Here is a 25107-nt window from a genome sequence, read left to right as displayed (position 1 = left end):
CCATTTAACGTTCTACGCTTCAATGGCAACGCTGGACTTGAGTGTGCCGTCCTTAATACCCACAAGCCTGGCGTAGTTTTTTGAATTCTTCTCTTGCATCGGTGCGCATCACGTATGATTTTGGCGCCCGGGGGCCTACGGAACGGACAAGCAGAATGACAGAAGAAAACCAGAAATCGTTCAACGATTTCGTCGAACTGGCGAGCGACATCGTCTCGTCTTATGTGTCGAACAACTCAGTCCCCGCTTCCGAGCTTCCGGGCCTGATCATCAGCGTGCATACGGCGCTGACGACCCTCAGCAGCCCTGAGGCCGTGGCCGCTCCCGCCGAGGAAGTGATCGAGAAGCCGTCCTCCGGGCAGGTCCGCAAGTCGGTCACGCCGGATGCGATCATCAGCTTCATCGATGGCAAGCCGTACAAGACGCTGAAGCGCCATCTCGGCACCCACGGCCTCGATCCGTACTCGTATCGCCAGCGCTACGGCCTGCCGAACGACTATCCGATGGTCGCGCCGAACTATGCCGCGCAGCGCTCCGCCCTCGCGAAGTCGATCGGTCTCGGCCGGCCGGGTGGTCGAATCGAGGAAGAGGCCCCCGCGCCCGAGCCGGCGACGAAGTCGCGTTCGCGCCAGAAGGTCGCCTGATACGACGCTCGCCGCAGGAACGAACGGCCGGACCGGTCGTTCGTGAAACCTTTGCGTTCGGCGAGCGTCAACCGCATGATCGAGGTGACGAGCGGTCCCGTCGTCCGCAACCGCGGCGAACCGCCCAAGGACATGCGATGGCGCGTTTGCCCACCCTACTGCTCGACATCGCCGGGACGACCTGTGCGTTGCCGCAGGCCGAGATCCGCGAGATCCTCCCGCTGCCGCGCTTGCACGCGCCGCCGGCCGCGGGCGGTCCGCTCGCGGGCTTTCTCAATCTGGCCGGCGAGCCGGTACCCGTGATCGATCTCGCCGCCCTGTTCGCGCTTCGCGACGCGGGCGGCGGTCGTGATCCCTACCGGCACGTCTTGCTGGCCCGCGGCGGCGGCATCGCCTTTCTCGTCGATCGCGCGCTCGATCTCGTTCAGGTCGATGAGGAATCCCTGCGGCCGGTCGAATCCGCCCGCAGCCTCAACGGCTGCGTCGTCGGCGAATTCGCGATGGGCGACAAACTCGTGCACCTCCTCGCCCTCGACCGCATCCTGACCCTCGAAGAGCGGACCCGTCTCGACGCGCTGACCCGGCAAGCGACGACGCGACTTGCCCGGTTCGAGCCCGAGGGGGCGCGAGCCGTCTGAGGACAAAGGTCGTGACGGCCCCCGTCGAGCGGTCCCGACGCGTCGCGAGCGCGACGGTGGATCCCGGATTTCCGGCTCTGAAGGATCGGGTGATCGCCCGGACCGGGCACAACTATTACGAAGACAAGGACGACCTGCTCTACGACCGTCTGCGCAAGCGGATGCGCAGTCGTGGGGTCGCCGACTGCGCCGCCTACTCATCCCTGCTCGACGGCGCGGCCGGCCGAGAAGAATGGGGCCGCGCTCGAGGCCGAGATCACCATCGGCGAGACCTTCTTCTTTCGCTACGCCGAGCAATTTGCGGCCCTGCGCAAGACGATTCTTCCGGAATTGATCGAGGCGCGCAGCGAGATCCGCCGTCTGCGGATCTGGAGTGCCGGCTGCTCCACGGGCGCCGAGCCGTATTCCCTCGCCATCCTCGTGCACGACCTTCTCGGCGAAGCCCTTGCCGACTGGTCCGTGACGATCCTCGGCACCGATCTCAGCGCCGGGGCGCTCGCCGTCGCGCGCGAGGCGGAGTTCGGCCCCTGGGCTCTGCGCACCTTGGACACCGAGGAGCGCGCACGCTGGTTTCGCCGTACCCCCGCCCGGCCGGGCTTGCCGCATGGCGGCTACGCTTTGCGGCCGGCGTTTCGCCGCATGGTCCGCTTCGAACGGCAGAATCTCCTGACCCTGATCGACGGGAGCGACCGGACACAGGGGGGCTTCGACCTGATCCTGTGCCGCAACGTCCTGATCTATTTCAGCACCGACCATGTCACCCGTATCGTGCGGGCGCTCGGCGAGCGGCTCAACCCGCAGGGCTGGCTGCTGATCGGGCATGCCGAGCCCAATCCCACCTTCTCGCAGTGGCTGCAGCCCGTGGCCTTGCCGGGAACGGTCGCCTACCGCCCGATCGACACGCCGGTGCCCCCGCCGCCCCCTGTCCTCGTGTCCGCGCTTCCGGATCTGGCGCCGATCCTGGTCGCGCCGCCGCCGGAACCCGCTCCCGCTCCCGCCGCCGCGGCGCCGGCCCTGCCGGTGCCGGTGCCGAGACCGGCACCGCCCGCGATCGCGCATCCGCTGTCGCCGGGCGATCTCCTGGCCGAGATCCGCGTGCTGGCCGATGCGGGCGAGACCGCGCGGGCCTGGCGCCGATTGCACGAAGAGATCGACGGCTACGCCACCGATTCACCCTTGCGCTACTACGAAGGCCTGCTCGCCCTCGATCTCGGGCGGGAGCGGGAGGCCGAGCGGGCCCTGCGGGGGGCGCTGTTCCTCGACCGCGGCTTCGTCATGGCCCATTTTCAGCTCGGATTGCTGCTTGCCCGCGTCGGACGCCGGGGCGAGGCCGCCCGCGCCCTCGACAACGCCCTGCGCCTCGCGCAAGGACTGCCGCCCGAAACGATCCTGCCGGAGGGAGACGGAGTGAGCGCCGCACGCTTGGCCGAGAGCGCACGCCGTGCCCTGGCCGGAATCACGGGCCGAGACGCATGAAGATCGGCGTGACCGCCGGGGCGGATGCCGAAGCGCGCGCCGCCGCGTTGCTCGATGCCCGCGCCGCCGCGCTCGCTGCCCGAACGGTAGGGCAGGAGCGGACGATCGAGACCGCGTCCTATCTCGTCTGCGCCTGCGGGGCGGAGCGCTACGGCCTGCCGCTCACCGCGGTCGCGGGCGTCACGCCCGAGCGGCCCTGCACGGCACTGCCGGGTGCACCGCCGGCGCTCCGAGGCATCACCGCGGTGTCGGGGGTGATCGTCAGTGTCCTCGACCTCGCCGCCTGCCTCGGGCTCGACCGCGCAGAGACGGATGAAGGCGGACACGTGGTGCGCCTGCGCGCGCAGGAGCCGCCGGTCGCACTCGCCGTCGATCGCGTGCTCGGTATCGCGCAGATCGAAACCACGCTGACCCGCCCGACGACGGAGTCGGAAAGTCTGGGACGCGGGCCGCTTTCGGGCTATGCACCGCCCGGCTCGGACAGGACGGGCGGAATCCCCGAGGACTTCTCCCTCATCGATATCCCGGCCCTGCTCGCCCGCTTCACGACCTGATCGTCGCGAGCGCTCTTACGCCGAACCGGACGCCGCTTCGGTGGGGCGCGCGTCAAAACACAAGCTTGGAGCCGCCCGCGATGGGGGGCGGCCCCGAGAACCCGAACCCTCTCCCCGCGCCGCCTGCCGGAGTCATGTCGCCCGTGTCGATCTCGATCGGAAAACGCATCCTCCTCGGCTTCGTGGCGGCGAGCCTGATCGTGGCGCTTCTGGGCGCCTACGCGCTGCGCCAGATCGGCAGCGTGCGCGACATGACCGACCTCATCGTGACGCGCGACGTCGGCGTGCTGCGTCAGCTCGACGACCTCGGCAACGTCGCGCGCAATATGGGTCTGGTGCGCCGCAACGCCGTGATCGCCGTTCTGACGCAGGCGCAGGGAAACACCGCGCCGACCTCGGGCCGCTCGGACGATTTCCTGGGAAGCTGGCGCCAGAACGTGGCGGAGCTGGAACGGCTCCTCAACACCATCACCGGCGAGGTGAAGGAGTACCAATCCGCCGCGCTCTCGGCGGATCGCGTCGTGGCGTGGAGCCGCCTCGGAGCCGTCTTCACCGAGACAAGCGAGGCGTTCCGCCAAGTCCGCAACGCCAGCGAGCAGCAGCTCCGCGCGGTGGATGCCCGCGACATCGCCACGGTCGAGGCGAGAAACGAGGACGTCAACCGGCTGCACGATGGCTTGCTGCGCAGCATCTCCAACGCCCGCCACCGCCCTCGATGGCGTCATCAGTGCCGGCCAGCGCAGCGTCAGCGACATCTATCGCAACAGCGTGATCTCCGTCGCGATCACGGTCGCCGCCTCGATCCTGCTCTCCATCCTGGTGACGGTTCTGATCAGCCGAGCGGTGGTCCGCCCGCTGGAGGACGTGATGCGCTTCGTCGCGCAGATCGGTGACGGCGACCTGACGGGGCGCTTGAACCGCTCCGGCAACGACGAGATCGGGCGGCTCGGCGACACCTTGAACCGGATGGTGGCCGGATTGTCCGACCTTGCGCGGACCAACCGCGCCGCCACCGCCGACCTCAACGCCGCGGCGGCCGAGATCCGCGCCTCCGCCCAGGAGCAGGCGGCCAGCGTCGAGGAGCAGTTCGCCGCCGTCCAGGAGACCGCGGCGACCGTGGACGAGATCACCCATTCGGGGGCGCAGATCTCGAAGCGCGCCACCGAAGTCATCGCCACCGCCCAGGCCGCGGCGCAGACCGCGCGCTCGGGCCTGCGCGCCGCCACCGACACCGCCAAGGCGATGGATTCGATCCGCGAGCAGGGTGAGGCGGTCGCCGGCAACATCGTCGCTCTCAGCGAGAAGACCCAGGCCATCGGCGAGATCATCGTCACGGTGAACGACATCTCGGAGCGCACCCACCTGCTCGCCCTCAATGCCGCCATCGAGGCGGCGGCGGCGGGCGAGAGCGGGCGCAGCTTCGCCATCGTCGCCTCCGAGATGAAGCTGCTGGCCGATCAGGCAAAGGGCGCGACCGCGCAGGTGCGCGGCATCCTCGGGGAGATCCAGCGCGGCATCAACGCCTCGGTCATGCTCACCGAGGAGGCGGTCAAGCGCGCCGCCGCCGGTAAGAACCGCACCGATTCGACCGTCCGCACCATCGAGGAGATGGCGGCGCGCGTGGAGGAGGGCGTGCAGACCTTCCAGCAGATCGTGGCCTCGACCAACCAGCAGCAGCTCGGCATCGAGCAGGTGATGGGCGCGTTGCAGAACATCCGGCAGGCGAGCCAGCAGACGGCCGCCGGCACCCGCGAGGTCGAAACCGCCTCGGCCAACCTGACCGAGCTGGCACAGGGGCTGATGGCTCTGGCCGAGCGCTACCGGCTTTAGCGGTCCGGCCGAGCGTCCCGCCGCATGGACATCCGCCAGCAGCTTCTCGCCGCCTTCGAGATCGAGCACCGCGAGCATCTCGACGCGATCCGCGCCGCCCTCGCGGCGGAGGGGCCGGTCGATTGGCACGACGTGTTCCGTCGCGCCCACAGCCTGAAGGGCGCCGCCCGCGCCGTCGACCTGCCTCCCGTGGAGGCGGTCTCGCACCAGCTTGAAGCTCTGTTCGAGCGCATCAGCGCCGGACAGCGCCCGCTCGACCGCGCGGCACGGGCTGCAACCCATCTCGCCCTTGATCGGATCGAGGCCTACGTCGCCGCGACCGCGACGGGGCAGGCAAGCATGCCCGAGGATGCGCTGGCCGCGCTGAACGCCTGCCTCGACCCTAGGGCCGCCACTTCGGAGCCGGCTCGGCCCGAGCCGGATTCGCCGCCGGTCACACCGACGGCCGCATCACCAGCCGCTCCGGATGCCGCACCCGAGCCGGCCGCCGAGCCTTCGCAAGCCGTTCTTCGCGTGCCGGCCTCGGCGGTCGAAGCCCTGACGCGGGCGAGCTACGGGCTTTGGGCCGCGTTGCCGGGCCAGGGCGCCGTCGCCGAGCGCATCATGCGGCTCTCGGCGAATGCCGGGGCCCTGCGCCGCCGCACGGAGGCCGCCCGCCGCGTTCCGGATACCGTCCCCGGCGGGGCCGACGAAACGGAGGTTGCGGCTTTGCGCCGGGCGCTCGCCGAGATCGAAACCGGGCTGGCCGCCTTGTCGCGCGAAGCCTCCGACCTCGCGCAAGGGCACAAATCCGTCATCCTGTCCGTCGAGACCGCCGCGCGCCGCCTGCGCGAGGAAACCGAGCGCCTCGCGCTGGTGCCGGCCGAGACGGTGTTCGGCGGCCTTGCCCGCGCGGTGCGCGACATGGCCCGCTCCGACGGACAGGAGGTCGAGGTCACGACGCGCGGGCTCGACCTGCCGGTCGACCGGGCGATGCTTCAGGCGCTCAAGGATCCGGTTCTGCATGCCCTGCGCAACGCGCTGAGCCACGGGGCGGAGAGTCCGGAGAGCCGGCAGCGCCAGGGCAAGCCCGCCTCCCTGTCGATTGGGCTCACCGTCGAGGCACAGGGCGGCCGGCTCGTCCTCGGCATTCACGACGATGGCCGTGGGCCCGACCTCGCAGCGATCGAGACGACGGGTCGCGCCCGCGGGTTGATCGCGCCGGGCGAAAGGCTCGATCCGGATATGCTGCTCGCGCTGCCGTTCGAGCCGGGCTTCTCCACCGCCAGCGCGGTCGATGCCCTGTCGGGCCGCGGCATGGGCCTGTCGGTCGTGGCCGAGGTCGCCCGCTCCCTGCACGGACAGGTGCAGCTCGTCCGTCGTCATCCGCACGGCACGTCGCTGATCCTCACCCTGCCGCTCTCGGCCGCGCGGCGGCCGGTCCTGATCGTCACGGCCGGCGGTACGCGCTTCGCCCTGCCGAGCGGTGCCGCGGAAGCGCTCTCGCGGCTCGATGCCTCGGCCCTGTCCACGGTGGCGGGCCGACCGGTGGCGCAGGTGGCGGGGGAGGGCGGCGAGACCCTGACGCTGCCGCTCGCCGAACTCGGCGATCTGCTCGGCCTCGGCATCGCCCGTCCGGAGGGCGCGACGATCCCGATCGTGCGTCTGCGCGGCACGCGGGGGCGCTGCCTGCTCGCGGTCGATCGCCTGGAGGAGGTGCGCACACTCCTCGTCCTGCCCGCGCCGCCGATCGGCAGCGATCCCGCCCTCGTCACCGGCACGGTGATCCTCGGCACGGATACGCCCGCCCTCGTCCTCGATCCCGACGGACTCATCGACCGACTCGGCCGTGCCGGTCCGCGCGCCGCCCGGTCCCCGTCCAAAGGACTTGGGGACGGCAGCGGAACGATCCCGGAAACGCGACGTTCGACGATTCTTGTCGTGGACGACTCGATCACCACCCGCACCTTGGAGAAGAGCATCTTGGAAGCGGCGGGCTACCGCGTGATCGTCTGCGTCGACGGGCAGGAGGCGCTCGACCGTCTGCGCGCGCGCATCGAGCCGGTCGATCTCGTGGTCGCCGATGTCGAGATGCCGCGCCTCACCGGTTTCGGCCTCGTCGAGGCTTTGCGGGCCGAGGAAGATTTCGCGCGTCTCCCCATCGTGCTGATGACGTCGCGCGGCGACGAGGAAGACGTCGCCCGGGGATTGGAACTCGGCGCCGACGCCTACCTCACCAAGCAGAAATTCGATCAGCGCGAACTTTTGGACACCATCGGTCAGTTGCTGTGAACAGAGGGGCTGCGAATCCGCGCGTGCGCGTGCTGGTTGTCGAGGATTCGCTCGTGGTGCGGATTCTCCTCACCCACATCATCGCCCGCGATCCGCGGCTGGAACTGGCCGGCGCGGTGGAATCCGGCGAGGCGGCGCTCGCAGCGATCGAGACCGTGCGCCCGGACGTCATCTCCATGGATATCCGCCTGCCGGGCATCGACGGGCTGGAGACGACCCGCCGGATCATGGCGAGCCGGCCGACGCCAATCGTGGTGATTGCCGATTCGGTCGAGGATTCCTCGCTCAAGATTTCGATGAATGCCTTGAGGGCCGGCGCGCTCTCGGTGGTCGAGAAGCCGGTGGCCACGACCAATGACGGCTACGAGGCGGTCGCCGGCCAGATCTGCACGCAGCTGCGCATCATGGCCGCGGTCCCGGTCATCCGCCGCCGTCCGATCGGGGCGGAGTGGAACGCGCGCAAGACCGCTCCCATGCCCGAACTGGGTGTCCCCTCGGAGTCGGAGGCCGCACCGAACGTACTGGCCGTGGCCGCCTCGACCGGCGGCCCGCCGGCGCTCGCCAAGGTGATCGGCGGCCTGTCGGCGGATTTCCCGCTCCCGATCCTGCTGGTTCAGCACATGGGCGCCGCCTTCATGGACGGCTTTGCGAGCTGGCTCGACGGCGTCGTGCCGCTCGCCGTCGGGGTGGCGCGGGACGGTCAGACGATGCAGGCCGGCCATGTCTACGTCGCCCCCGGCGACCGTCATCTCGAACTCGGAACGAACGGCACGCTGCGGGTAAGCGACGGCGCCCCCGTCGGCGGCCAGCGCCCGGCCGCGACCGTGCTGTTCCGCTCCGTCGCCCGGCAGGCCGGCGCGCAGGGCATCGGCGTTCTCCTCACCGGCATGGGCGAGGACGGGGCGCAGGGCCTTCTCGACATGCGCAAGGCCGGCGCCGCCACGGTGGCCGAGCACGAGAGCAGCGCCGTCGTCTACGGCATGCCCGCGGCGGCGGTGCGCCTCAACGCGGCGTCCCGCGTGCTCCCCGTCGATCAAGTGGCGCCCCATCTCGTGCGGCTCGCGCAGAGGAAGCCAGCATGACCGCGAGCGCATCGCCCTCCGGCGCGCCGTCCGCCCCACCCGGCCACCGCTTGCTGCTGGTCGAGGATTCGGAGACCCAGGCGCTCGAATTGCGGCTTCAGCTCGAAGGGCAGGGCTTTTCGGTGCAGCGCTGCGCCACGGCCGAGGCCGCCCTCGACCTGCTCAACACCGACCTTCCCGATCTCGTCGTCGCCGACCACCACCTTCCCGGCATGAACGGCGACGAGTTCACCCGGCAGATGCGGCTGTCGCTGCGCACGCGGGCGCTGCCGGTGGTGATGCTCACCAGCGCCCGCAACGGCGAGCGCCACGGCTTCGAGAGCGGCGCCGACGCCTATGTCGAGAAATCGGCCGATCGCGACCTGCTGGTGCTGCGCATCCGCGCCCTCCTGCGCGAGCGCAAGAGCTCCGCGACGGAGGGGCCCTCCGGCGCCGCCTTCCGCCGCGGCCGGGTGCTGATCGTCGACGGCAGCGCCACCTACCGCGCCTTCTTCACCGGCCTGCTGACCCAGGAAGGCCACACTGTCGTCGCCGCGGCCGACCGCTCGGGGGCACTCGCCGCCCTCGACGAGCCCGGCGCCGGGTTCGACTGCGTGACCCTCGACCTCGTCGGCAGCGCCTATGACGGCATCGCGCTCTGCACCGAGATCGCCGAGCGCCGCATGAAGGCGCCGGAGGGCGGCGGCAACGCCTTCCCCCTCGTCGGCATGGCCGGCGACAAGCCTGACAAGAGCCTTCTGGTCGCCGCCTTCGCCGCGGGCGCCGACGATGTGGTCTCGAAGGCCGACGGCGAAGTGCTGGCGATGCGCGTGCGCGGCCTCGTCCGCCGCCGCCTGCTGGAAGAGGACAATCGCCGCATCTCCGGCGAGTTCGGCGACCGCGAGCGGGCGGTGGAACGCGCCCGCGCCGAGGCCGAGGCGGCTGCCGCCCGCGCCGCCCTCGCCGACGCCCTCGGACAGGCCAACCGGGATCTCGAGGACGCCAACCGCAAGCTGACGGAGGCGCAGGCCAAGCTGGTTCAGGCCGCAAAAATGGCCTCGCTCGGCGAGCTGGTCGCCGGCATCGCCCACGAGATCAACAACCCGCTCGCCTTCATCCTCGCTCACCAGGGCACGGTGGAACGCCTGCTCGGTGATTTGCCTCCGCCCGACGCACCGGAGGGGCAGCGGGCGCTGATGAAGGCGCGCGACCGGGTCGGCTCGATGCGTCTCGGCCTGACCCGAATCCAGGATCTCGTTCTCAATCTGCGGAAGTTCTCGCGGCTCGACGAGGGTGAGCGCGGCCTCGTCAACGTGCCGGAAGCGATCGAGACGGTACTGGCCCTGATCCAGCATAAGCTCGGCACCCGAATCACGGTGACCCGCGACTTCTCGGGACGGGCCGAGATTTCCTGCACGCCCGCCTTGTTGAATCAGGTCGTCATGAACATCCTCGGCAATGCAGCGGATGCAATCCACGGCGATGGGACGATCACGGTGGCGACCTATTCGGATGCCGAGACCGATATGATCCGCATCAGCGACACCGGTCCCGGTATTCCCGAAGAATTACGCGAAAAGATCTTTGAGCCTTTCTTCACGACGAAGCCGGTCGGATCAGGCACCGGGCTCGGCTTGGCGATTGCCTACAGCGTCGTTCAGGCGCATAGCGGCTCGCTGATCGTCGAGACGGCGCCGGGCGGCGGCGCGAGCTTCGTCATCGGAATTCCGAGGCAACCGGCACCGGTATGAGCAAAGGCACGATTCTGGCCGTCGATGACGAGCCGGACATCCTGATCGCTCTGGAGGACCTGTTCGAGGACGAGTACCGGGTGCTCACCTCGGCCAAGCCCGAAGAGGCGCTCGACATCCTCCGCGCCGACCCGGACATCGCGGTCGTCGTCTCCGACCAGCGCATGCCTGGCATGACCGGCGACGCGCTGCTGGCCGAGGCGCGCAGTTTCCACGAGGCGCAGGCCATCCTGCTCACCGGCTACGCCGACATCTCGGCGGTGATCGCGGCGCTCAATCGCGGCGGCATCATCGGCTACGTCGCCAAGCCCTGGGACCCGACGCTGCTGCGCGCCACGGTGCGCAACGCCTATGAGCGCCACCGCCTCGGCCGTGATCTCGCCACCGAGCGGGCCTTGTTGCGCGGCCTCCTGGATCACGCCGAGGAGGCAATCTCCTTCAAGGACGCGTCGGGCCGCTTCGTGCGCCTGAACGCGCGCAAGGCGAGCCTCGTCGGCGGCACGGTCGAGGCCTGCCTCGGCCGCACCGAGGTCGAGATCGCCGATACGCCTCAGGCCCACGAGGCGGAGGCCGCCGACCGCCGTGCGGTCGCGGCCGGGGAAGCGGGCTCGACGGTGATCGCCCGCGGCGCGCTCGGCGCCGAGCGCTGGTCGCACGTCATCCGGGTGCCGATCCGCGGCGGCGCCGGCGAGGTCACGCATCTCGCCACGATCGAGCGGGACGTGACCGAGCAGAAGAGCCTGGAGGCGCGGCTTCGCCAATCCGACAAGATGCAGGCGCTTGGCACGCTGGCCGGCGGCATCGCCCACGACTTTAACAACCTGCTCACCGCGATCCTCGGCAGCCTCGAACTCGTCGGCCCCAAGATCGCCGACCAGCCCCGGGTCAAGCGCCTCGTGGACAACGCCACCGGTGCGGCGCAACGCGGCTCGGCGCTGACCAAGCGGCTCCTGAGCTTCAGCCGCTCCAACGATGCCCATGCGCGGCCCGTGGACCCGAACGCGCTGATCGAGGGGATGAGCGCGCTGTTCGGCTCCAGCCTCGGCAGCCATGTGAGCGTCGTGCGGGATCTCGAGCCCGACATGCCCTTCGCCCTGGTCGATCCCGACCAGCTCGAACTCGCGGTGCTCAACCTCTGCATCAACGCCCGCGACGCGATGCCGGACGGCGGCACCGTCACCATCTCGACCCGCCGCGCCGAGATTTCCGACGATCCCGATCTCAAGCCCGGCACCTACGCGGTCGTCTCGGTCGCCGACGAGGGCACGGGCATCCCGCCGGAAATTCTGGAACGGGTCTGCGAGCCGTTCTTCACCACCAAGGCGGTCGGGCAGGGCACGGGCCTCGGCCTCGCCATGGTGTTCGGCCTCGCCCAGCAGGCGGGCGGGCGGCTTCGCATCACCAGCGAGGTTGGCCAGGGCACCCGGATCGAACTCGCGCTCCCGCGCGCCGAGAGCGCCGCCCAGGGCATCGAAGAGCCGGCGACCCCGGCGGTGGTGACGGCGGCCAGTCCGGCCCGCATCCTCGTGGTCGACGACGACGAGGAGGTGAGGCACGTCACCGCCTCCTTCCTCAGCGATTTCGGCTACAGCGAAACCGAGGCCGCGGACGGGCACACGGCTTTGGACTTGATGGAGAAGGGCGAGCGCTTCGATCTCGTGGTGGCCGACCTCGCCATGCCCGGCATGACCGGGGTCGAACTCGCCGCCGCGATCCGCGAGCGTTTCTCCGGCGTGCCGGTCCTTCTGCTGACGGGCCATGCGGAAGCCGTGCAGATCCCCGAGGATCTGCCGGTGATGACGAAGCCCTTCGCCTCGGCCGAACTCGCGGCGCGGGTCTCGCAGCTCCTCGACACCACCGCCTGATCGGGCTTCCGGCCTGCGACACCTGACACATTGGCGCCACATCCGCCGATCCCGTGCGCGCAAGGATTGCGCTCCGCATCCGCCCGCAGGAAGATGATTGTGCGCCACGCTGCTTCGGGGCGCGGAAAGAATCGTCTCGAAAAGGATGACCCCGATGGCGAGCGTCGATGTCGATATGGTGAAGTGTGCCTGCCCGGACTGCGTGTGCGTGGTCTCGGTCACCAAGGCGGTGAAGCGCGACGAGAAGGCCTTCTGCTGCGACGAGTGCGCCGAAGGTCATCCCGATCATGCCGGCTGCGACCACGCCGGCTGCAGCTGCCACGGCTGATCCGTCGAAGGCCCGACCGGGCGCCGCTCAGTTCGGCCCGGTCGGCTGTTTCTCCGTTGCCTTGGCGAGGAAGCGCATCAGCGCGTCGCGATCCTCGGCGCTGTTGATGGTCTGCTCCGGCATCCGGGTGCCGGGGGTGAAGCGTGCCGGCCCGACTTCGAACAAGCGGGCGACCGTCTCTGGCGTCCAGACGATGTCCATGCCCTTCAGAGCCTCCGAGTAGCGGTAGCCCGAAACCGTCGCGATGCGCCGGCCGAACAGGCCGGCGAGCGTCGGGCCGGCACGGGGCGCGTCGTCGGGCGCCAAGGTGTGGCAGGCGACGCAGGCGCGGAACACCTCCGCGCCCCGCTCGCCGTGAAACGCGGCGAGTGCGTCCGTGGGCCGGGGCATGGCGAGGGGGCCGATCGGCTCGCCGGTCGCCGCGTTCCAGCGCCGCACGAGGCGGTCGCCGCCGCCGGTGACGAGTTCGCTTCCATCCGGCCGCCACGCCACCGACCAGACCGGCAGGCCCGGCCCGACCAGCGTGAACAGGGTCTTTCCGCTCGCCCGCTCGATCATCGCGACGGTGCCGCCCGCGCTCGCGGCGGCGATCCGGGTGCCATCGGGCGCGGGCGCCAGCGCGATCACCGGGGCAGGGCCGAGTTCGACCTCTGACCGCACCTGCCCGTCGGGCGCCAGGAACCGCACCGTGGCATCCGCCCCCGCTGCCGCGATCTCGCCATCAGCGGTCACCGCCAGTGCGCTGAGCGCGCTCGGCAGCGTCGCTGTTACGGCCGTCTCCCCTTGCGGCGTCCAGATCCGCACGCTCGCATCGGCGCCGGCCGTGACGAGGCGCCCGTCGGGCAAGAAGGCGACCGCGTTGACGTTGCCCTTGTGTCCTTCGAGAATCCGCGCCGGCCCGCCCGCCAGCGGCCAGATCCGCGCGGTGGCGTCCCAGGCGGCGGAGGCCAGCATGGTCCCATCGGGCGAGACGGCGAGCCCGGCAACGGGGCCGGCATGCCCGGCGAGCACGCAGTCCGGCTCGGCCCGTCCCAACCGCCACAGGGCGATGCGCCCATCCTCCGAGGCGCTGGCAAAGCGCCCGTCGGGAAGGGCCGCCACGGCGTTCACCGCGCCGTCGTGGAAGCGCAGGACGCTCAAAGCCGCGCCGGTGTCGAGACCCCAGACGATCGCCGCCTGATCGAACCCGCCGGAGACCGCGAGGCGGCCGTCGCCCGTCACGGCGAGCGCACGAACCGGCCCGCCATGGCCGCGCATCTGCGCCCCCGCGGGCAAGGCGAGCAGGAGGGCCGCGATCAGACCGAGAATCCGCGTCGCCCGCATCGGCATCGTCATCCAACTCCGTTTCGCCGGCGGACCATACGCGACGGGTCGGGACGCCGTCCGCCCACCGAAGGTGAGGGTTTGTGTCTCAGGCGCCGGAGGGGCGAGATGCCGAACCTTGATCCGCGCCCGGCGATGGCGCATCGCTCGCGGTGATGAGACAGGACGGAGCCTCACGCATTCTTGCCGCTCTGCCCGCCGCATTGCCGGCGCGCGCGGACGCTTGAATGATGCGCGCAGCCTCCGCCGCCCTGACACCGCTCGCCGACGCGCTCGCCCTGCTGCTGCGTTGCGCAAAGCCGGTCGCGCCGGGATCGGTGCCGCTGGTTCGAGCGGCCGGGCACATCGCCGCGACATCGCTCACGGTTCCCCATGACATCCCAGCCGGGCTGACCGCCCTGCGCGACGGCTTCGCGGTGGAAGCCGCGCAGATCGGCGGTGCCTCGCCCTACGCACCGGTAATGCTGCCTCGCGCCCCCGCCTGGGTCGAAGCCGGCGAGCGCCTGCCGCCCGGCACCGACGCGATCCTGGCCGCGGAGGGGTTGGAGCACCGCAGTGCCGTGGCGGAAGTCGGTCCGGGCGAGGGCACCCGCGCCACGGGCGAGGATTTTTCCGAAGGCGACGCTCTCCTGACGGCGGGCGAGCGGATCGAGCCGCGCCACCTTCTCGGCCTCGCGGCCGCGGGGTTCATCGAAGTCGCGATCCGCGAAGCCCGTATTCGCCTCGTGGTGACGGGGGCGCCGGACCTCCTGTCGCCGACGCTCAGCGCCGTCATCGCGCGGGCGGGCGGCCTCACCGAGACGGTGGCGGTGCCGGATGACCCCGAAAGGATCGCCCACGCCATCGCGGCCGACGGAGCGGATGCGGTGTTCGTCCTCGGCGGCACCGGTTTCGGGCGCAGCGATTGCAGCGCCGAGGGGCTGGCGCAGGCCGGCCGTGTGGTCGCTCACGGCCTCGCCCTGCGGCCCGGCGAGACGGCGGGGATCGGCGAGGCCGGGGACCGCCCGGTCCTGCTCCTGCCCGGCCGGCCCGATGCGGCGCTGGCGGCCGTCCTGGCGCTCGGCCGGCCGCTGATCGCCGCGCTGACCGGCTCCGTCGAACCGGCGCCGCGGATGGGGCCGATCTCGCGCAAGATCACCTCGACCGTCGGGCTTGCCGAGATCGTCTTCGTTCGGTCCGAGGGGACGGACATCGAACCCCTCGGCGGAGCCGATCTCGCCCTGCGCCGGTTGATCGAAGCGGACGGATTCGTGCTGGTGCCGCCGGAGCGGGAGGGCTACCCGGTCGGCAGCGTGGTCGAGGTGGTGCCGCTATGAGCGCGGATCGCGAGACGGATTTTACCCAGCGCCTCGCCGCGGCCGCCCGGCAGGAGCAGTTCCTGACGGTGATGAGCCGCGAGGACGCGCATGCGGCCTTCCGCGCGGCACTCCCCCACGCGGCGCTTCCACCGGAGACCGTGCCGCTGGCTCAGGCGCTCGGGCGGGTGCTCGCCGGCGACATCGCCTCGCCGATCGACGTGCCACCCTTCGACCGCGCCCTGGTGGACGGTTTTGCGCTGCGCGCCGCCGACACCGAGGGCGCCAACGCTGCGCGGCCCCGCCGGCTCGCCCTCAACCGCGAGATCCTGGCCTGCGGCGTCGCCCCGACGGGTTCGGTCGCCACCGGCACCGCGACGCCGATCGCCACCGGCGGGATGATCCCGCGCGGGGCCGACGCCGTGGTGATGGTCGAGCAGACCGAGTTCTTCGAAGACGCCCTCGCCATCGACGTGACGGGTCCGGTCCGGCCGGGGCAATTCGTCGGCTATGCCGGCGCCGATATGGCCTCCGGCGAAACCGTCTTGCGCAAGGGGGCGGTGGTGACCGCCCGCGAGATCGGCATGCTCGCCGCCTGCGGGCTCGCCGAGATCGCGGTGGTGCGCCGGCCCCGCGTCGCCGTGCTCTCGACGGGCGACGAGCTGGTCGCGCCGGGTGGCGAACTACGACCGGGCGCCATCTACGATTCGAACGGCGCCATCGTTGCGGCCTCGGTCGCCGAGAACGGCGGCGAGCCCGTGCCGCTCGGCATCGTCCGTGACGACGAAGCGGCGCTCGACGTCGCCTTGCGCGATGCGCTGCCCCGGAGCGACCTCGTCGTGCTCTCCGGCGGCACCTCGAAGGGTGCCGGCGATGTCTCGCACCGCATCCTGTCGCGGCTGGGCCCGCCCGGCATCCTCGTCCACGGCGTCGCGCTGAAACCCGGCAAGCCGCTCTGCCTCGCCGTCGCCGAAGGCAAGGCGGTGGTGGTGCTGCCGGGCTTCCCGACCTCGGCGATGTTCACCTTCCACGAATTCGTGGTGCCGCTGGTGCGCGCGCTGGCCGGCCTGCCGCCGCGGGAGGAGGAGGCGGTGTCGGCGCGCCTGCCGCAGCGGCTGACCTCCGAACTCGGCCGCACCGAATTCGTGATGGCCTCGCTCGCTCAGGCAGCGGACGGCTTGGTCGCCCTGCCGCTTCCGAAAGGCTCCGGCTCCGTCACCGCCTTCTCGCAGGCCGACGGCTTCTTTGCCGTGCCCGCCGCGCGCTCGGGCGTCGAGGCGGGCGAGACGGTCTCGGTGGTGCGCCTCGGGGCGGGCGTGCGGCCGCCGGACCTCACCATCATCGGCAGCCACTGCATCGGGCTCGACCGGGTGGTCGGGCTGCTGGCGGAGCGGGGCTTTCGCGCCCGCACGGTATGGGTCGGCTCGGCCGGGGGGCTCGCGGCCCTGCGCCGGGGCGAATGCGACCTGGCCGCCATGCACCTGCTCGACCCCGAGACCGGCCGCTACAACGCGCCCTTCCTCGAAGCGGGCATGCAACTCGCCCTCGGCTGGCGCCGGCTCCAGGGTGTGGTGTTTCGCGCCGGCGATCCCCGCTTCGAGGGCCGCAGCGCTGCCGACGCGGTGAACGCGGCGCTGGCTGATCCCGACGCGGTGATGGTCAACCGCAATGCCGGTTCCGGCACCCGCCTCCTCGTCGATGGCCTGATCGGCGCGGCCCGCCCGGCCGGCTTCTGGAACCAGCCGCGCTCGCACAACGCCGTCGCGGCAGCGGTGGCGCAGGGCCGGGCCGATTGGGGCGTTGCGATCGCGAGCGTCGCAACGGCCTACGGCCTCGGCTTCTTGCCGCTGGCGCAGGAGCATTACGACTTCGCCTATCGCGAGGCGGACCGCGAGAAACCCGCGCTCGCCGCCTTCCTGGCGCTGCTCGGCACACGCGCAGCGGATGCAGCTCTGAACGAACTCGGGTTCGAACCCGGCGGAGGCGAATCGTGAGCGACCTGCGCGTCATCGGCCTCGCGGGTTGGAGCGGAGCGGGCAAGACCACGCTGCTCGCCCGCCTCATCCCCGTGCTCGTCGTCCGCGGAATGCGGGTTGCGACCCTCAAACACGCCCACCACGCCTTCGACATCGATCAGCCGGGCAAGGATTCCTTCGTCCACCGGCAGGCCGGGGCGAGCGAAGTGATCGTGTCCTCCGCCCGGCGATGGGCGCAGATCCGCGAGGTCGAAGAGGGCGCGGAGGCGACCCTGCCCGAATTGCTGCGCCGGCTGACGCCGACCGGTCTCGCCTTGGTCGAGGGCTTCAAGCGCGAGGCGCATCCCAAGCTCGAAGTGTTCCGCGCGGCCAACGGCCGTCCACCCCTGCACGGAGACGACCCGCGCATCGTCGGCATCGCCAGCGACGTTCCCTTCCCGCAGGCGGCCGTGCCGGTGGTCGGGCTCGACGACGTCGAGGCCATCGCCGATCTCGTGACCGCGCGCGCCGAGGCTCTTGAAACTGTGCTCGCCCGGCTGGAAAGACCCTGAGCCATGGCACAGCTCACCGACGATTGCTTCGCCTTCGGGGGCAAGCCGATGCGGATCGAGGAGGCGGTGGCGATGATCGCCGAGCGCTTCCCCGTGGTCGCCGGCACGGAGACCGTACCGCTCGGCTTCGCCGACGGGCGGATCGCCGCCGAGGATGTCTTTGCAGGTCACGACCTGCCGCCCTTCGCCAACGCCGCGGTCGATGGTTACGCCGTGCGCTTCGCGGACCTTGAGGCAGAGACCGAGACCGTCCTGCCGGTCAGCGGCCGGCTCGCGGCCGGCGCGGCTGCCGGAGATCTGCCCTCGGGCACCACGATCCGCATCTTCACCGGCGCGCCGATGCCGCCCGGCGCCGACACCGTGTTCATGCAGGAGGATGTGCGCCGCGAGGGCGACCGGGTCGTCCTGCCGGCGGGGCTGAAGCCCGGCGCCAACGCCCGGCCGGCGGGCGAGGATCTGGCGGCGGGCGGGCTCGCGATCCCCGCCGGGCGGCGCCTGCGCCCGCAGGATCTGGCGCTGGCCGCCGCGACCGGCCATGCGCAGATTGCCGTGCGGCGCCGGTTGCGGGTCGCCGTGTTCTCGACCGGCGACGAGCTGACCGAGCCGGGCGCGCCCCTTCGCCCCGGCGCGATCCACGATTCCAACCGCGTGCTGCTCGTGACCCTGCTGACTCGGCTCGGCGTCGCGGTGGACGACCTCGGCATCCTGCGCGACGATCCCGTCACCCTGCCGGCCCGCCTCGCCGAGGCGGCGCGGGACCACGACCTGATCCTCACCTCCGGCGGCGTCTCGACCGGCGAGGAGGACCATGTGAAGACCGCCGTCGATGCCCAGGGCCGGCTGATGCTCTGGCGGCTGGCGATCAAGCCCGGCCGTCCGGTCGCGGTGGGGCTGGTTGCCGGGACGCCCTTCGTTGGGCTGCCGGGCAATCCGGTCGCGGTCTACATCACGCTGCTCTTCGTGGTGCGGCCGCTGCTCGCCCGGCTCGGCGGCGCACGCTACGAGCCGCCGCTGTCCTGGCCGGTGCGGGCGGGCTTCAGCTACCGCAAGAAGGCAGGCCGCCGCGAATTCGTCCGCGTCAGTCTCGTCCGCAGCGGCGAGGGCGACCTGGAAGCGCAAAAATTCCCGCGCGACGGGGCGGGCGTGCTGACCTCGCTCACCGAGAGCGACGGCCTCGTGGAGTTGCCCGACGACGCGACCGGCGTGAGCCCCGGCGACCTGCTGGCGTATTATCCGCACGTCTTGCTGTGGTGAGGGCTCGCCTTTCGACCTGATCGGCGAGGCTGAGCCGCCGATCGCGAGCACGTGTCACCCGAGGGGTGGCGCGTAGCCGGGCGTCCGTCCGGCGCGGCTGCAGAGATCCTCGCGGAGCGCCCCAAGGCGTTCCGTATCGATCCCCGCGCGGATCGCGAGGAAATACGTTTCCCAACCCACGGGCTGGAAATCCAGGGCGAAGCGCTCGGCGACCACGCGGGTGCCCATGCCGACATCGGCCGCGCCGGTGGCGATCAGGGCCGCGACCGCCTGATGCGTGAATTCCTCGGTCTGATGGCCGACGATGTGCGTGAGGTCGATGCCCGCCTCGGCGCAGAGCCGTTCGAACCAGATGCGGGTCCCGGCGCCCCGTTGCCGGTTGACGAAGCGCGCCCGCCGCGCGGCGATGTCGGCGACGCTGCCCAAGTCGAGCGGGTTGCCGGCCGCCCGCATCAGGCCCTGTTCCCGGCGGAACAGGGGGATGACGACGAGGTCGCGACGGTCGAACACGGCGCCGAAGGGCGCTGGCGGCGGGCCGTCCGAGCCGTAATGGAACCCCGCGGCATCGACGGACTCGTCATGCAGCCGCGCCAGGGCGTCGAGGCTGCCGGCGACCATCAGGTCGATCTCGCGCTGCGCCTCGATCGCCTCCAGCAGCAGAGGGTCGTGGCTCGCCGCGAGACGGATACGCGCATCGGACGGCTCCAGAAGTCGCCGCAGGCCGTCCGTCAGCGCCATCTCCTCCGCTGTGAGAGCCGGGGCGAGGCGCGTCTGCGACGCCTGAAGCAACGTCAGCAGCGCCACCCCGAGAGGCGTGAGGCTGCTGCCGTGCCCTTTGGTCTTCACCACGACGGGCTGGCCGAGAGCCTGTTCCAGCGCGTCGAGTTGCCCCCAAGCCGAGCGGTAGGAGATCGAGAGCGCCTCGGCCGCTCCCTGGAGCGAGCCGGTCCGCCCGAGCGCTTCGAGAAGCTGGTACGCGCCGCGCAGTGCGAAGTCGGATGCACCTTCGCAGCGGCCCTCGACATGCAGGCGTACGCGGAGCCCGTCCCACCCGGAGCTGACCGAAGCCACGGACCGCCGATCCTCGACACCCATATGCAAGGCCTTTCCTATTGATCTTGCGTCAGCTGGCGTATCATCCCGGCTTGCGCTGCGCAGCCCCGGAGGCACCTCAGGTGCGCTCCGAGTGCGGATGCGATGATCTCTTCGAGCCGAGCCCCTTGAGCCAAACCCTTCAGGAGACGTTCTCGCGCCTGTGGACGCTCGACCGGGATGTCCTGGCGATCGCGTGGCTGTCCCTGCGCGTCAGCGTCACCGCAGTGGGAATCGGACTCGTGCTCGGCATTCCGCTCGGAGCGCTGATCGCGGTGGCGCGATTTCCGGGGCGCGGCGCCGTGGTCGGGCTTCTCAACACGTTCATGGGCCTGCCGCCGGTGATCGTCGGGCTGATCCTCTATCTCGCCCTTTCCCGTTCGGGCCCCTTCGGGGCGTTCGGCCTGCTCTTCACCCCCGCTGCGATGGTGGCAGCGCAGGCGGTGCTGGCGACGCCGCTCGTCGCGGCGCTGACGCGTCAGGTCATCGCCGACGCCGAGGCCCATCTGGGCGAGCAACTGCGCTCCCTTCACCTCTCCGCACCGCAGCGAGCGGGGGTGCTGATCTACGACGCACGCTTCTCGCTGGTCACGGCGGCGCTGGCCGCCTTTGGCCGAGCGATCTCGGAAATCGGCGCGGTGCTCGTCGTCGGCGGCAATATCGACGGGCATACCCGCACCATGACGACGGCGATCTCGCTGGAGACGCAGAAGGGCGACCTCAGCCTCGCCTTGGCGCTCGGCCTCGTGCTGATGAGCCTCGTGCTGGCGGTTAATGCCGCCGCCGCGCTCCTGCGCAGCCATGTCGCGAGGGCCTACGGATGAGCGCCGTGCCCGCCATCCATCTCGACGGCGTCAGCCTGGCGCTCGGCGGCCGGGTGATCCTCGACCGTCTCGACCTCGATGTCGCCGCGCACGGCATCACCGCCCTGATCGGCCCCAACGGGGCGGGCAAGAGCGTGACCCTACGGGTGATCGACGGCCTGTTGCGGCCGGATACCGGCACGGTGCGCCTCACGCCCGGCCGCCGCGCCTTCGTGTTCCAGCGTCCCGCTCTGGTGCGGGCGAGTGCGGCCGCCAACGTCGCCCTCGGGCTGGTCGCGCTGAAGCTGTCCCGCCGGGAGCGCGCCGAGCGGATCGCGGCGGCGCTCGCCCGGGTCGGCCTGTCAGAGCGGGCCAACGACGCGGCGACGCGCTTCTCGGGCGGCGAGCAGCAGCGCCTCGCGCTCGCCCGCGCCTGGGCGATGCGGCCCGACCTCCTGCTCCTCGATGAGCCGACCGCGAGCCTCGATCCGGCCGCGACCGAGACCATCGAGAGCCTGATCACCGAGATGGCGCGGGCCGGCACCACCGTGCTCCTCGTCTCGCACAATCTCGGGCAGGTCGCCCGGCTCGCCGACGAGACCGTGGTGCTCGCCGCCGGCCGCGCCGTGGAGCGGGGCCCGACCCGATCCGTCCTCTTCTCACCCCGCACACCCGAAGCGCGGGCCTACCTCACCGGAGAACTGCCTTGGACCGCCTTCGCCGCAGCTTCCTGACCCTCTCGCTCCTGGCCGCCCTCGGCACGGCCTCGCCGCTGCGGGCGGAGCCCGCCACGATCGTCGTCGCCTCCACGACCTCGACCGAGCAATCGGGCCTGTTCAAGCACATCCTGCCGCTGTTCAAGCAGAAGAGCGGGATCGAGGTGAAGGTGGTGGCGCTCGGCACCGGCCAAGCCCTCGACGCGGCGCGCCGGGGCGACGCCGACGTCGTGCTCGTCCACGACCGCCCGGCCGAGGACAAGTTCGTCGCCGAGGGCTTCGCCAAGGGGCGGCAGGACGTGATGTACAACGACTTCGTGCTGATCGGCCCGAAGGCCGACCCGGCCGGCATCCGCGGCAAGGGGGTGGACGAGGCCTTCAAGGCCATCGCGGCGAGACAAGCGCCCTTCGTCTCGCGCGGCGACCGTTCCGGCACCCACAGCGCCGAGTTGCGGAGCTGGAAGGACGCCGGTGTCGATCTCCCGGCGGTCCGCGGCGACTGGTATCGCGACGTCGGACAGGGGATGGGCCTGGCGCTCAACACCGCCTCGTCGCTCGGTGCCTACATCCTGGCCGATCGCGGTACGTGGCTGTCGTTCAAGAACCGGGGCGACCTGACCATCCTCGTCGAGGGCGACAAGCGCCTGTTCAACCCCTACGGCGTGATGCTGGTGAATCCGGAGAAGCACCCGACCGTGAAGGTGAAGGAGGGCCAAGCCTTCATCGATTGGCTGGTCTCGCCCGAGGGACAGCGGGCAATCGCCGATTACAAGATCAACGGCGAGCCGCTGTTTTTCCCGAGCGCGAAGAAGGTCTGACGACCGCCCACAACCCGTACACTGCCTCATCCAGAGGTGCCGCGCAGGGGCCTCGAAGGATCCTCCCGCTCCCGTGCGGCGATGGGACGACCCTTCGAGGGCGACGCTTCGCGCCACCTCAGGGTGAGGAAGAGAGCTGAAAGAAGGTCGCGGCGGTCCCGCTTCTACCGCGGCGGGCCGGACTGACGCTTGCGGGCGAACATCCACAGGGCCAGCACCGCGAGCGCGATCAGCACGCTCACCCAGACCCAGTTGAAATCGGTGGCCGCGGACGTCGCCGCGCCCGAACTGGAGCCGGACGGCCCCGATTCCGGAATCGGCGGCGCGGGGTTGGTTGCCTGGGCGAGGGCCGCATGAAGTCCGGCGAACCAGACCGTCAGGGCGAGGGCGGCGTGTCTCATGATACGCAAACTCCAAGGATTCAGGCCGCCCGGGCGGGGGCGGTTACTGCTTCGCCTTCTCGAACTGGAAGGCCGGCGCGTCGTTGAGCTGTGCCTTGGTCAGGCGCACTTCGGCGTGGATCAGGTCGTGGCCCACGAGTACCGTCGCGGGCGTGGAACTCGGCCGCTTCGGCTCGACCGAACCGGTCGACTCGGTGACGCGGCCGCTATGCTGGTTCTGCACCGCGCCCAGCACCTCGGGCGACACGTTCGAGCCCGGCATCGTCTCCGCACTGGCCTTGTCGGCGGCCTTCTCGCTCGGTGCGTTGTCCGGCGTCACCACCGAAGACGTCCCGCTGGTGAGCGACACGTCCTCGAAATTCCAGGCGAGCTGATCGAAGGGCACCGCGACGTATTTTTCGCCAACGCCGAGGAAGCCGCCGACGCCGATCACCACCGCTTGGATGCGGCCGGTGCCGTCCACGAGCACGTCCTCGATCTTGCCGACCCGGACATGGTCCGCGCCGACCACGGCGACGCCGATCACCTTCGAGCCGCGCATCGTGCCCACCTCGGGTCGCTCGATGAAGCGGCCCGCCGCCGGCCCGGTGGGCGCCGCCTCCGCGAGAGCGGGAAGTGGGGCAACCGCGAGTGAGAGGGCAAGGGCGGCGAGCGCGGATCGCGGGACGCTGGAAAAGTTGGGACGCATCCCTGACTCCGGGTTCGGACGTGCTGGTGCCCCGTTAACAGCCGGCGACCCTGCCCAGTTCATCCGCGTCAGGCGACGCCGTCCCACGTCTCGGTGATGACGCGTCCCGCATGAGAGAGGCGGGCACGCAGCACCACGTCCCCCGCGGGCCACGGATCGGGCGGCCGGAACTCGGCATAGAGGCGCCAGCCGCCAGTCTGCGGCACCCGCTCGGCATAGGGCTCGACCAGCGCGCCCGCACTCGCCGAGAGCGCCACGTCGATGGCCGCCTTCGGGTCGTCGGGCAGGCCCGGCCCCTCGAAGTCGATGGCGTAGAGGCGCCGCTGCGGCGAGGGCGGATCGGTCGGCCTCAGGCGCTCGGCCGAGCCGACGCGGGTCGAGACGACACGGGCGAGCGGCGGCGCGAGGGCCGGCGCCGGCTCGGCGCCGACCGTGACGAGGGAATAGGCGAGCCGCAGCGTCTTGCCCGCCGCAACAGGCGCCTCTGGTACGAAGGCGGCGACGATGTTGTCGGTCGCCTCCGTGCGCGAGGGGATCTCGAACAGCCGCACCGCGCCCGCGCCGAAGCCGTCCTGCGGCGTCACCCACAGGCCCGGCCGGTCCTCGTGCTGCGCCTGCACGTCGAGATAGGCGGCGAAGTGCCGTTCCCGCTGCAGCAGCCCGAAGCCTCCGAGCGGGGCGGCGCGGAACGACGAGATCTGCGGCGCGGGTCGGCCGTTGACGAGGGGCCGCCACAACCGGTCGCCGGGCGTCTGCACCACGAGCCCGTCCGAATCGTGCACCTGCGGGCGAAAATCGTCGAACGGCTCGGCGCCGCGCAGGCCCGGCCCGTTCTCGCCGAACAGGAACATGCTGGTGAGCGGCGCGAGGCCAAGCGCCGCGATCGGCCGGCGGGGAAACAGCGCAGCTTCGACCGCGACATGGGACGGATCGCCCGGCGTGACGGCGAAGCGGTAGGCGCCCGTCAGGCTCGGCCCGTCGAGCAGCGCGAAAATCGTGATCGACGTCGCGTCGCCCTGCGGCGCCTCGATCCAGAAGCTGGTGAAATCGGGAAACTCCTCGCCCTGCGGCAATCCCGTATTCACGGCGATGCCGCGGGCCGAGAGGCCGTAGATCTGCCCCCGGCCGCGGATGCGGAAGTAGGAGGCACCGAGGAAGACCAGGAATTCCTCGTGGGCCTGCGGCTGCCCCGCATCGAACCCGTGGGCGATGCGAAAGCCGGCATAGCCGAGCGAGGCGGGATAGCGGCGGCCCTGCAACGTCGGTCCGAGATCGAACAGGTCCGGATCGTAGCCGAAGGGGCGCACGCCCTCGGACGATTGCAGAAAGATCTCCACCCGCTTGGCGTGCAGGTTGCCGCGGTGGAACGGCTGCAGCGAGAAGCGGGGCCCGAGCGGGACCGTCGCCTCGGATCGGAAGCGGATCGCCTGGAATGCGTCGTAGTCGAGCGCGGCCAGTTCCGGCGGCAGGGGGGTGTTCTGCGGCGCGTAAACCTGCGCCGCCAGCCGCTCGGCCCGTGCCGCCACCGCTTCGACGGTGACCGGACGCGCATCAAGGGGCGCTGGGGATGAGGCGTTTGGCACCGTTTGAGCCATCGTTCTGGCGGCATTCATGTCGAAGAGGCCAGGAATGCTCAAGCCGGCCGTACCGGCAAGAGCACCTCGAAAAGCGCCACGGACGATGGCGCGCCGCGAAATGTCGATTTCTTCGGGCGCCTCGTTGTTCGCGTCCGACGGTCCTGCCATCCGTTCATCCCTCCCGCGAGTGTCGAC

General features: G+C 71.0%; 20 protein-coding genes and 2 pseudogenes. 17 read left to right on the top strand and 5 right to left on the bottom strand.

Translation table 11 applies throughout. The features are described from left to right. Positions 1–155 precede the first annotated feature (155 nt). The 10 genes and pseudogenes from M2437_RS19205 to M2437_RS19160 all read left to right on the top strand — a co-directional run bounded on the left by M2437_RS19205 (position 156) and on the right by M2437_RS19160 (position 12418). Positions 156–644, top strand: coding sequence for a Ros/MucR family transcriptional regulator (locus M2437_RS19205; protein ID WP_003600250.1), 489 nt, complete (start codon positions 156–158; stop codon positions 642–644). 137 nt (positions 645–781) lie between these two features. Then, positions 782–1282, top strand: coding sequence for a chemotaxis protein CheW (locus M2437_RS19200; protein ID WP_253388391.1), 501 nt, complete (start codon positions 782–784; stop codon positions 1280–1282). Between the two features lie 11 nt (positions 1283–1293). Next, positions 1294–2758: pseudogene (locus M2437_RS19195) on the top strand (CheR family methyltransferase). Beyond that, positions 2755–3312 carry a chemotaxis protein CheW gene (locus M2437_RS19190; RefSeq protein ID WP_253388389.1) on the top strand — a complete coding sequence of 186 codons (558 nt, stop codon included), beginning with the start codon at positions 2755–2757 and terminating at the stop codon, positions 3310–3312. The pseudogene M2437_RS19195 and the gene M2437_RS19190 overlap by 4 nt, the downstream one beginning before the upstream one ends. An 80-nt stretch (positions 3313–3392) precedes the next feature. Then, positions 3393–5142, top strand: a pseudogene (locus M2437_RS19185) (methyl-accepting chemotaxis protein). A gap of 24 nt (positions 5143–5166) precedes the next feature. Continuing rightward, entirely contained in the window at positions 5167–7413 is a 2247-nt protein-coding gene (locus M2437_RS19180; RefSeq protein ID WP_253388388.1) for a hybrid sensor histidine kinase/response regulator, read from the top strand. A gap of 23 nt (positions 7414–7436) precedes the next feature. Next, positions 7437–8495: a chemotaxis-specific protein-glutamate methyltransferase CheB gene (cheB, locus tag M2437_RS19175; RefSeq protein ID WP_015823145.1), complete on the top strand. Its 1059-nt coding sequence runs from the start codon at positions 7437–7439 to the stop codon at positions 8493–8495. Next, on the top strand, positions 8492–10225 hold the full coding sequence (locus M2437_RS19170; RefSeq protein ID WP_056459263.1) for a response regulator: 1734 nt from the start codon (positions 8492–8494) through the stop codon (positions 10223–10225). The genes cheB and M2437_RS19170 overlap by 4 nt, the downstream gene beginning before the upstream one ends. After that, the gene (locus M2437_RS19165; RefSeq protein ID WP_056459265.1) at positions 10222–12090 is read left to right on the top strand and encodes a response regulator; all 1869 of its coding nucleotides are present in this window, start codon (positions 10222–10224) and stop codon (positions 12088–12090) included. Before M2437_RS19170 ends, M2437_RS19165 begins: the two co-directional genes overlap by 4 nt. Before the next feature lie 154 nt (positions 12091–12244). Then, a complete protein-coding gene (locus M2437_RS19160) occupies positions 12245–12418 on the top strand; it encodes a metallothionein (RefSeq protein ID WP_003606929.1) in 174 nt (57 codons plus the stop codon). A 27-nt stretch (positions 12419–12445) separates the two neighbouring features. Here the strand turns inward: M2437_RS19160 and M2437_RS19155 are convergent, their stop codons facing one another. Next, complete coding sequence (locus M2437_RS19155) at positions 12446–13747, bottom strand: c-type cytochrome (protein ID WP_253389647.1); 1302 nt, start codon at positions 13745–13747, stop codon at positions 12446–12448. A 224-nt stretch (positions 13748–13971) separates the two neighbouring features. Between M2437_RS19155 and M2437_RS19150 the strand changes: the two genes are divergently transcribed. From M2437_RS19150 to M2437_RS19135, 4 genes are read left to right on the top strand one after another with little or no spacing between them, the layout of a single operon-like run. Next, positions 13972–15057 carry a molybdopterin-binding protein gene (locus tag M2437_RS19150; RefSeq protein WP_253388387.1) on the top strand — a complete coding sequence of 362 codons (1086 nt, stop codon included), beginning with the start codon at positions 13972–13974 and terminating at the stop codon, positions 15055–15057. Further along, positions 15054–17030 (top strand): molybdopterin biosynthesis protein, encoded by a 1977-nt coding sequence (locus tag M2437_RS19145; protein ID WP_253388386.1) that lies wholly within the window; start codon positions 15054–15056, stop codon positions 17028–17030. The genes M2437_RS19150 and M2437_RS19145 overlap by 4 nt, the downstream gene beginning before the upstream one ends. Next, a complete protein-coding gene (gene mobB, locus M2437_RS19140; RefSeq protein WP_253388385.1) occupies positions 17027–17563 on the top strand; it encodes a molybdopterin-guanine dinucleotide biosynthesis protein B in 537 nt (178 codons plus the stop codon). The genes M2437_RS19145 and mobB overlap by 4 nt, the downstream gene beginning before the upstream one ends. Before the next feature lie 3 nt (positions 17564–17566). Then, the gene (locus M2437_RS19135) at positions 17567–18817 is read left to right on the top strand and encodes a molybdopterin molybdotransferase MoeA (RefSeq protein WP_253388384.1); all 1251 of its coding nucleotides are present in this window, start codon (positions 17567–17569) and stop codon (positions 18815–18817) included. Positions 18818–18871: 54 nt separating this feature from the next. Here M2437_RS19135 and M2437_RS19130 read toward each other — a convergent pair whose 3' ends face one another. Next, entirely contained in the window at positions 18872–19912 is a 1041-nt protein-coding gene (locus M2437_RS19130) for a substrate-binding domain-containing protein (protein ID WP_301292927.1), read from the bottom strand. A gap of 125 nt (positions 19913–20037) precedes the next feature. Here M2437_RS19130 and M2437_RS19125 point away from each other — a divergent pair, with 125 nt between their 5' ends. From M2437_RS19125 to M2437_RS19115, 3 genes are read left to right on the top strand one after another with little or no spacing between them, the layout of a single operon-like run. Further along, positions 20038–20733, top strand: coding sequence for an ABC transporter permease (locus M2437_RS19125; protein ID WP_043708488.1), 696 nt, complete (start codon positions 20038–20040; stop codon positions 20731–20733). After that, a complete protein-coding gene (locus M2437_RS19120) occupies positions 20730–21446 on the top strand; it encodes an ABC transporter ATP-binding protein (protein WP_253388382.1) in 717 nt (238 codons plus the stop codon). Before M2437_RS19125 ends, M2437_RS19120 begins: the two co-directional genes overlap by 4 nt. Beyond that, positions 21419–22246, top strand: coding sequence for an ABC transporter substrate-binding protein (locus M2437_RS19115; RefSeq protein ID WP_253388381.1), 828 nt, complete (start codon positions 21419–21421; stop codon positions 22244–22246). The genes M2437_RS19120 and M2437_RS19115 overlap by 28 nt, the downstream gene beginning before the upstream one ends. A 164-nt stretch (positions 22247–22410) precedes the next feature. Here M2437_RS19115 and M2437_RS19110 read toward each other — a convergent pair whose 3' ends face one another. The 3 genes from M2437_RS19110 to M2437_RS19100 all read right to left on the bottom strand — a co-directional run bounded on the left by M2437_RS19110 (position 22411) and on the right by M2437_RS19100 (position 25080). Continuing rightward, positions 22411–22647 carry a hypothetical protein gene (locus M2437_RS19110; RefSeq protein ID WP_056504064.1) on the bottom strand — a complete coding sequence of 79 codons (237 nt, stop codon included), beginning with the start codon at positions 22645–22647 and terminating at the stop codon, positions 22411–22413. A 43-nt stretch (positions 22648–22690) separates the two neighbouring features. Then, entirely contained in the window at positions 22691–23335 is a 645-nt protein-coding gene (locus tag M2437_RS19105) for a PRC-barrel domain-containing protein (RefSeq protein ID WP_253388380.1), read from the bottom strand. A gap of 68 nt (positions 23336–23403) precedes the next feature. Further along, entirely contained in the window at positions 23404–25080 is a 1677-nt protein-coding gene (locus tag M2437_RS19100) for a glucan biosynthesis protein G (RefSeq protein ID WP_253388379.1), read from the bottom strand. Positions 25081–25107 lie beyond the last annotated feature (27 nt).

The organism is Methylorubrum pseudosasae (assembly GCF_029504475.1).
Lineage (GTDB): Bacteria > Pseudomonadota > Alphaproteobacteria > Rhizobiales > Beijerinckiaceae > Methylobacterium > Methylobacterium extorquens.
Note: the sequence above shows the minus strand (reverse complement) of the source record. Positions and strands in the feature narration are given on the sequence as shown.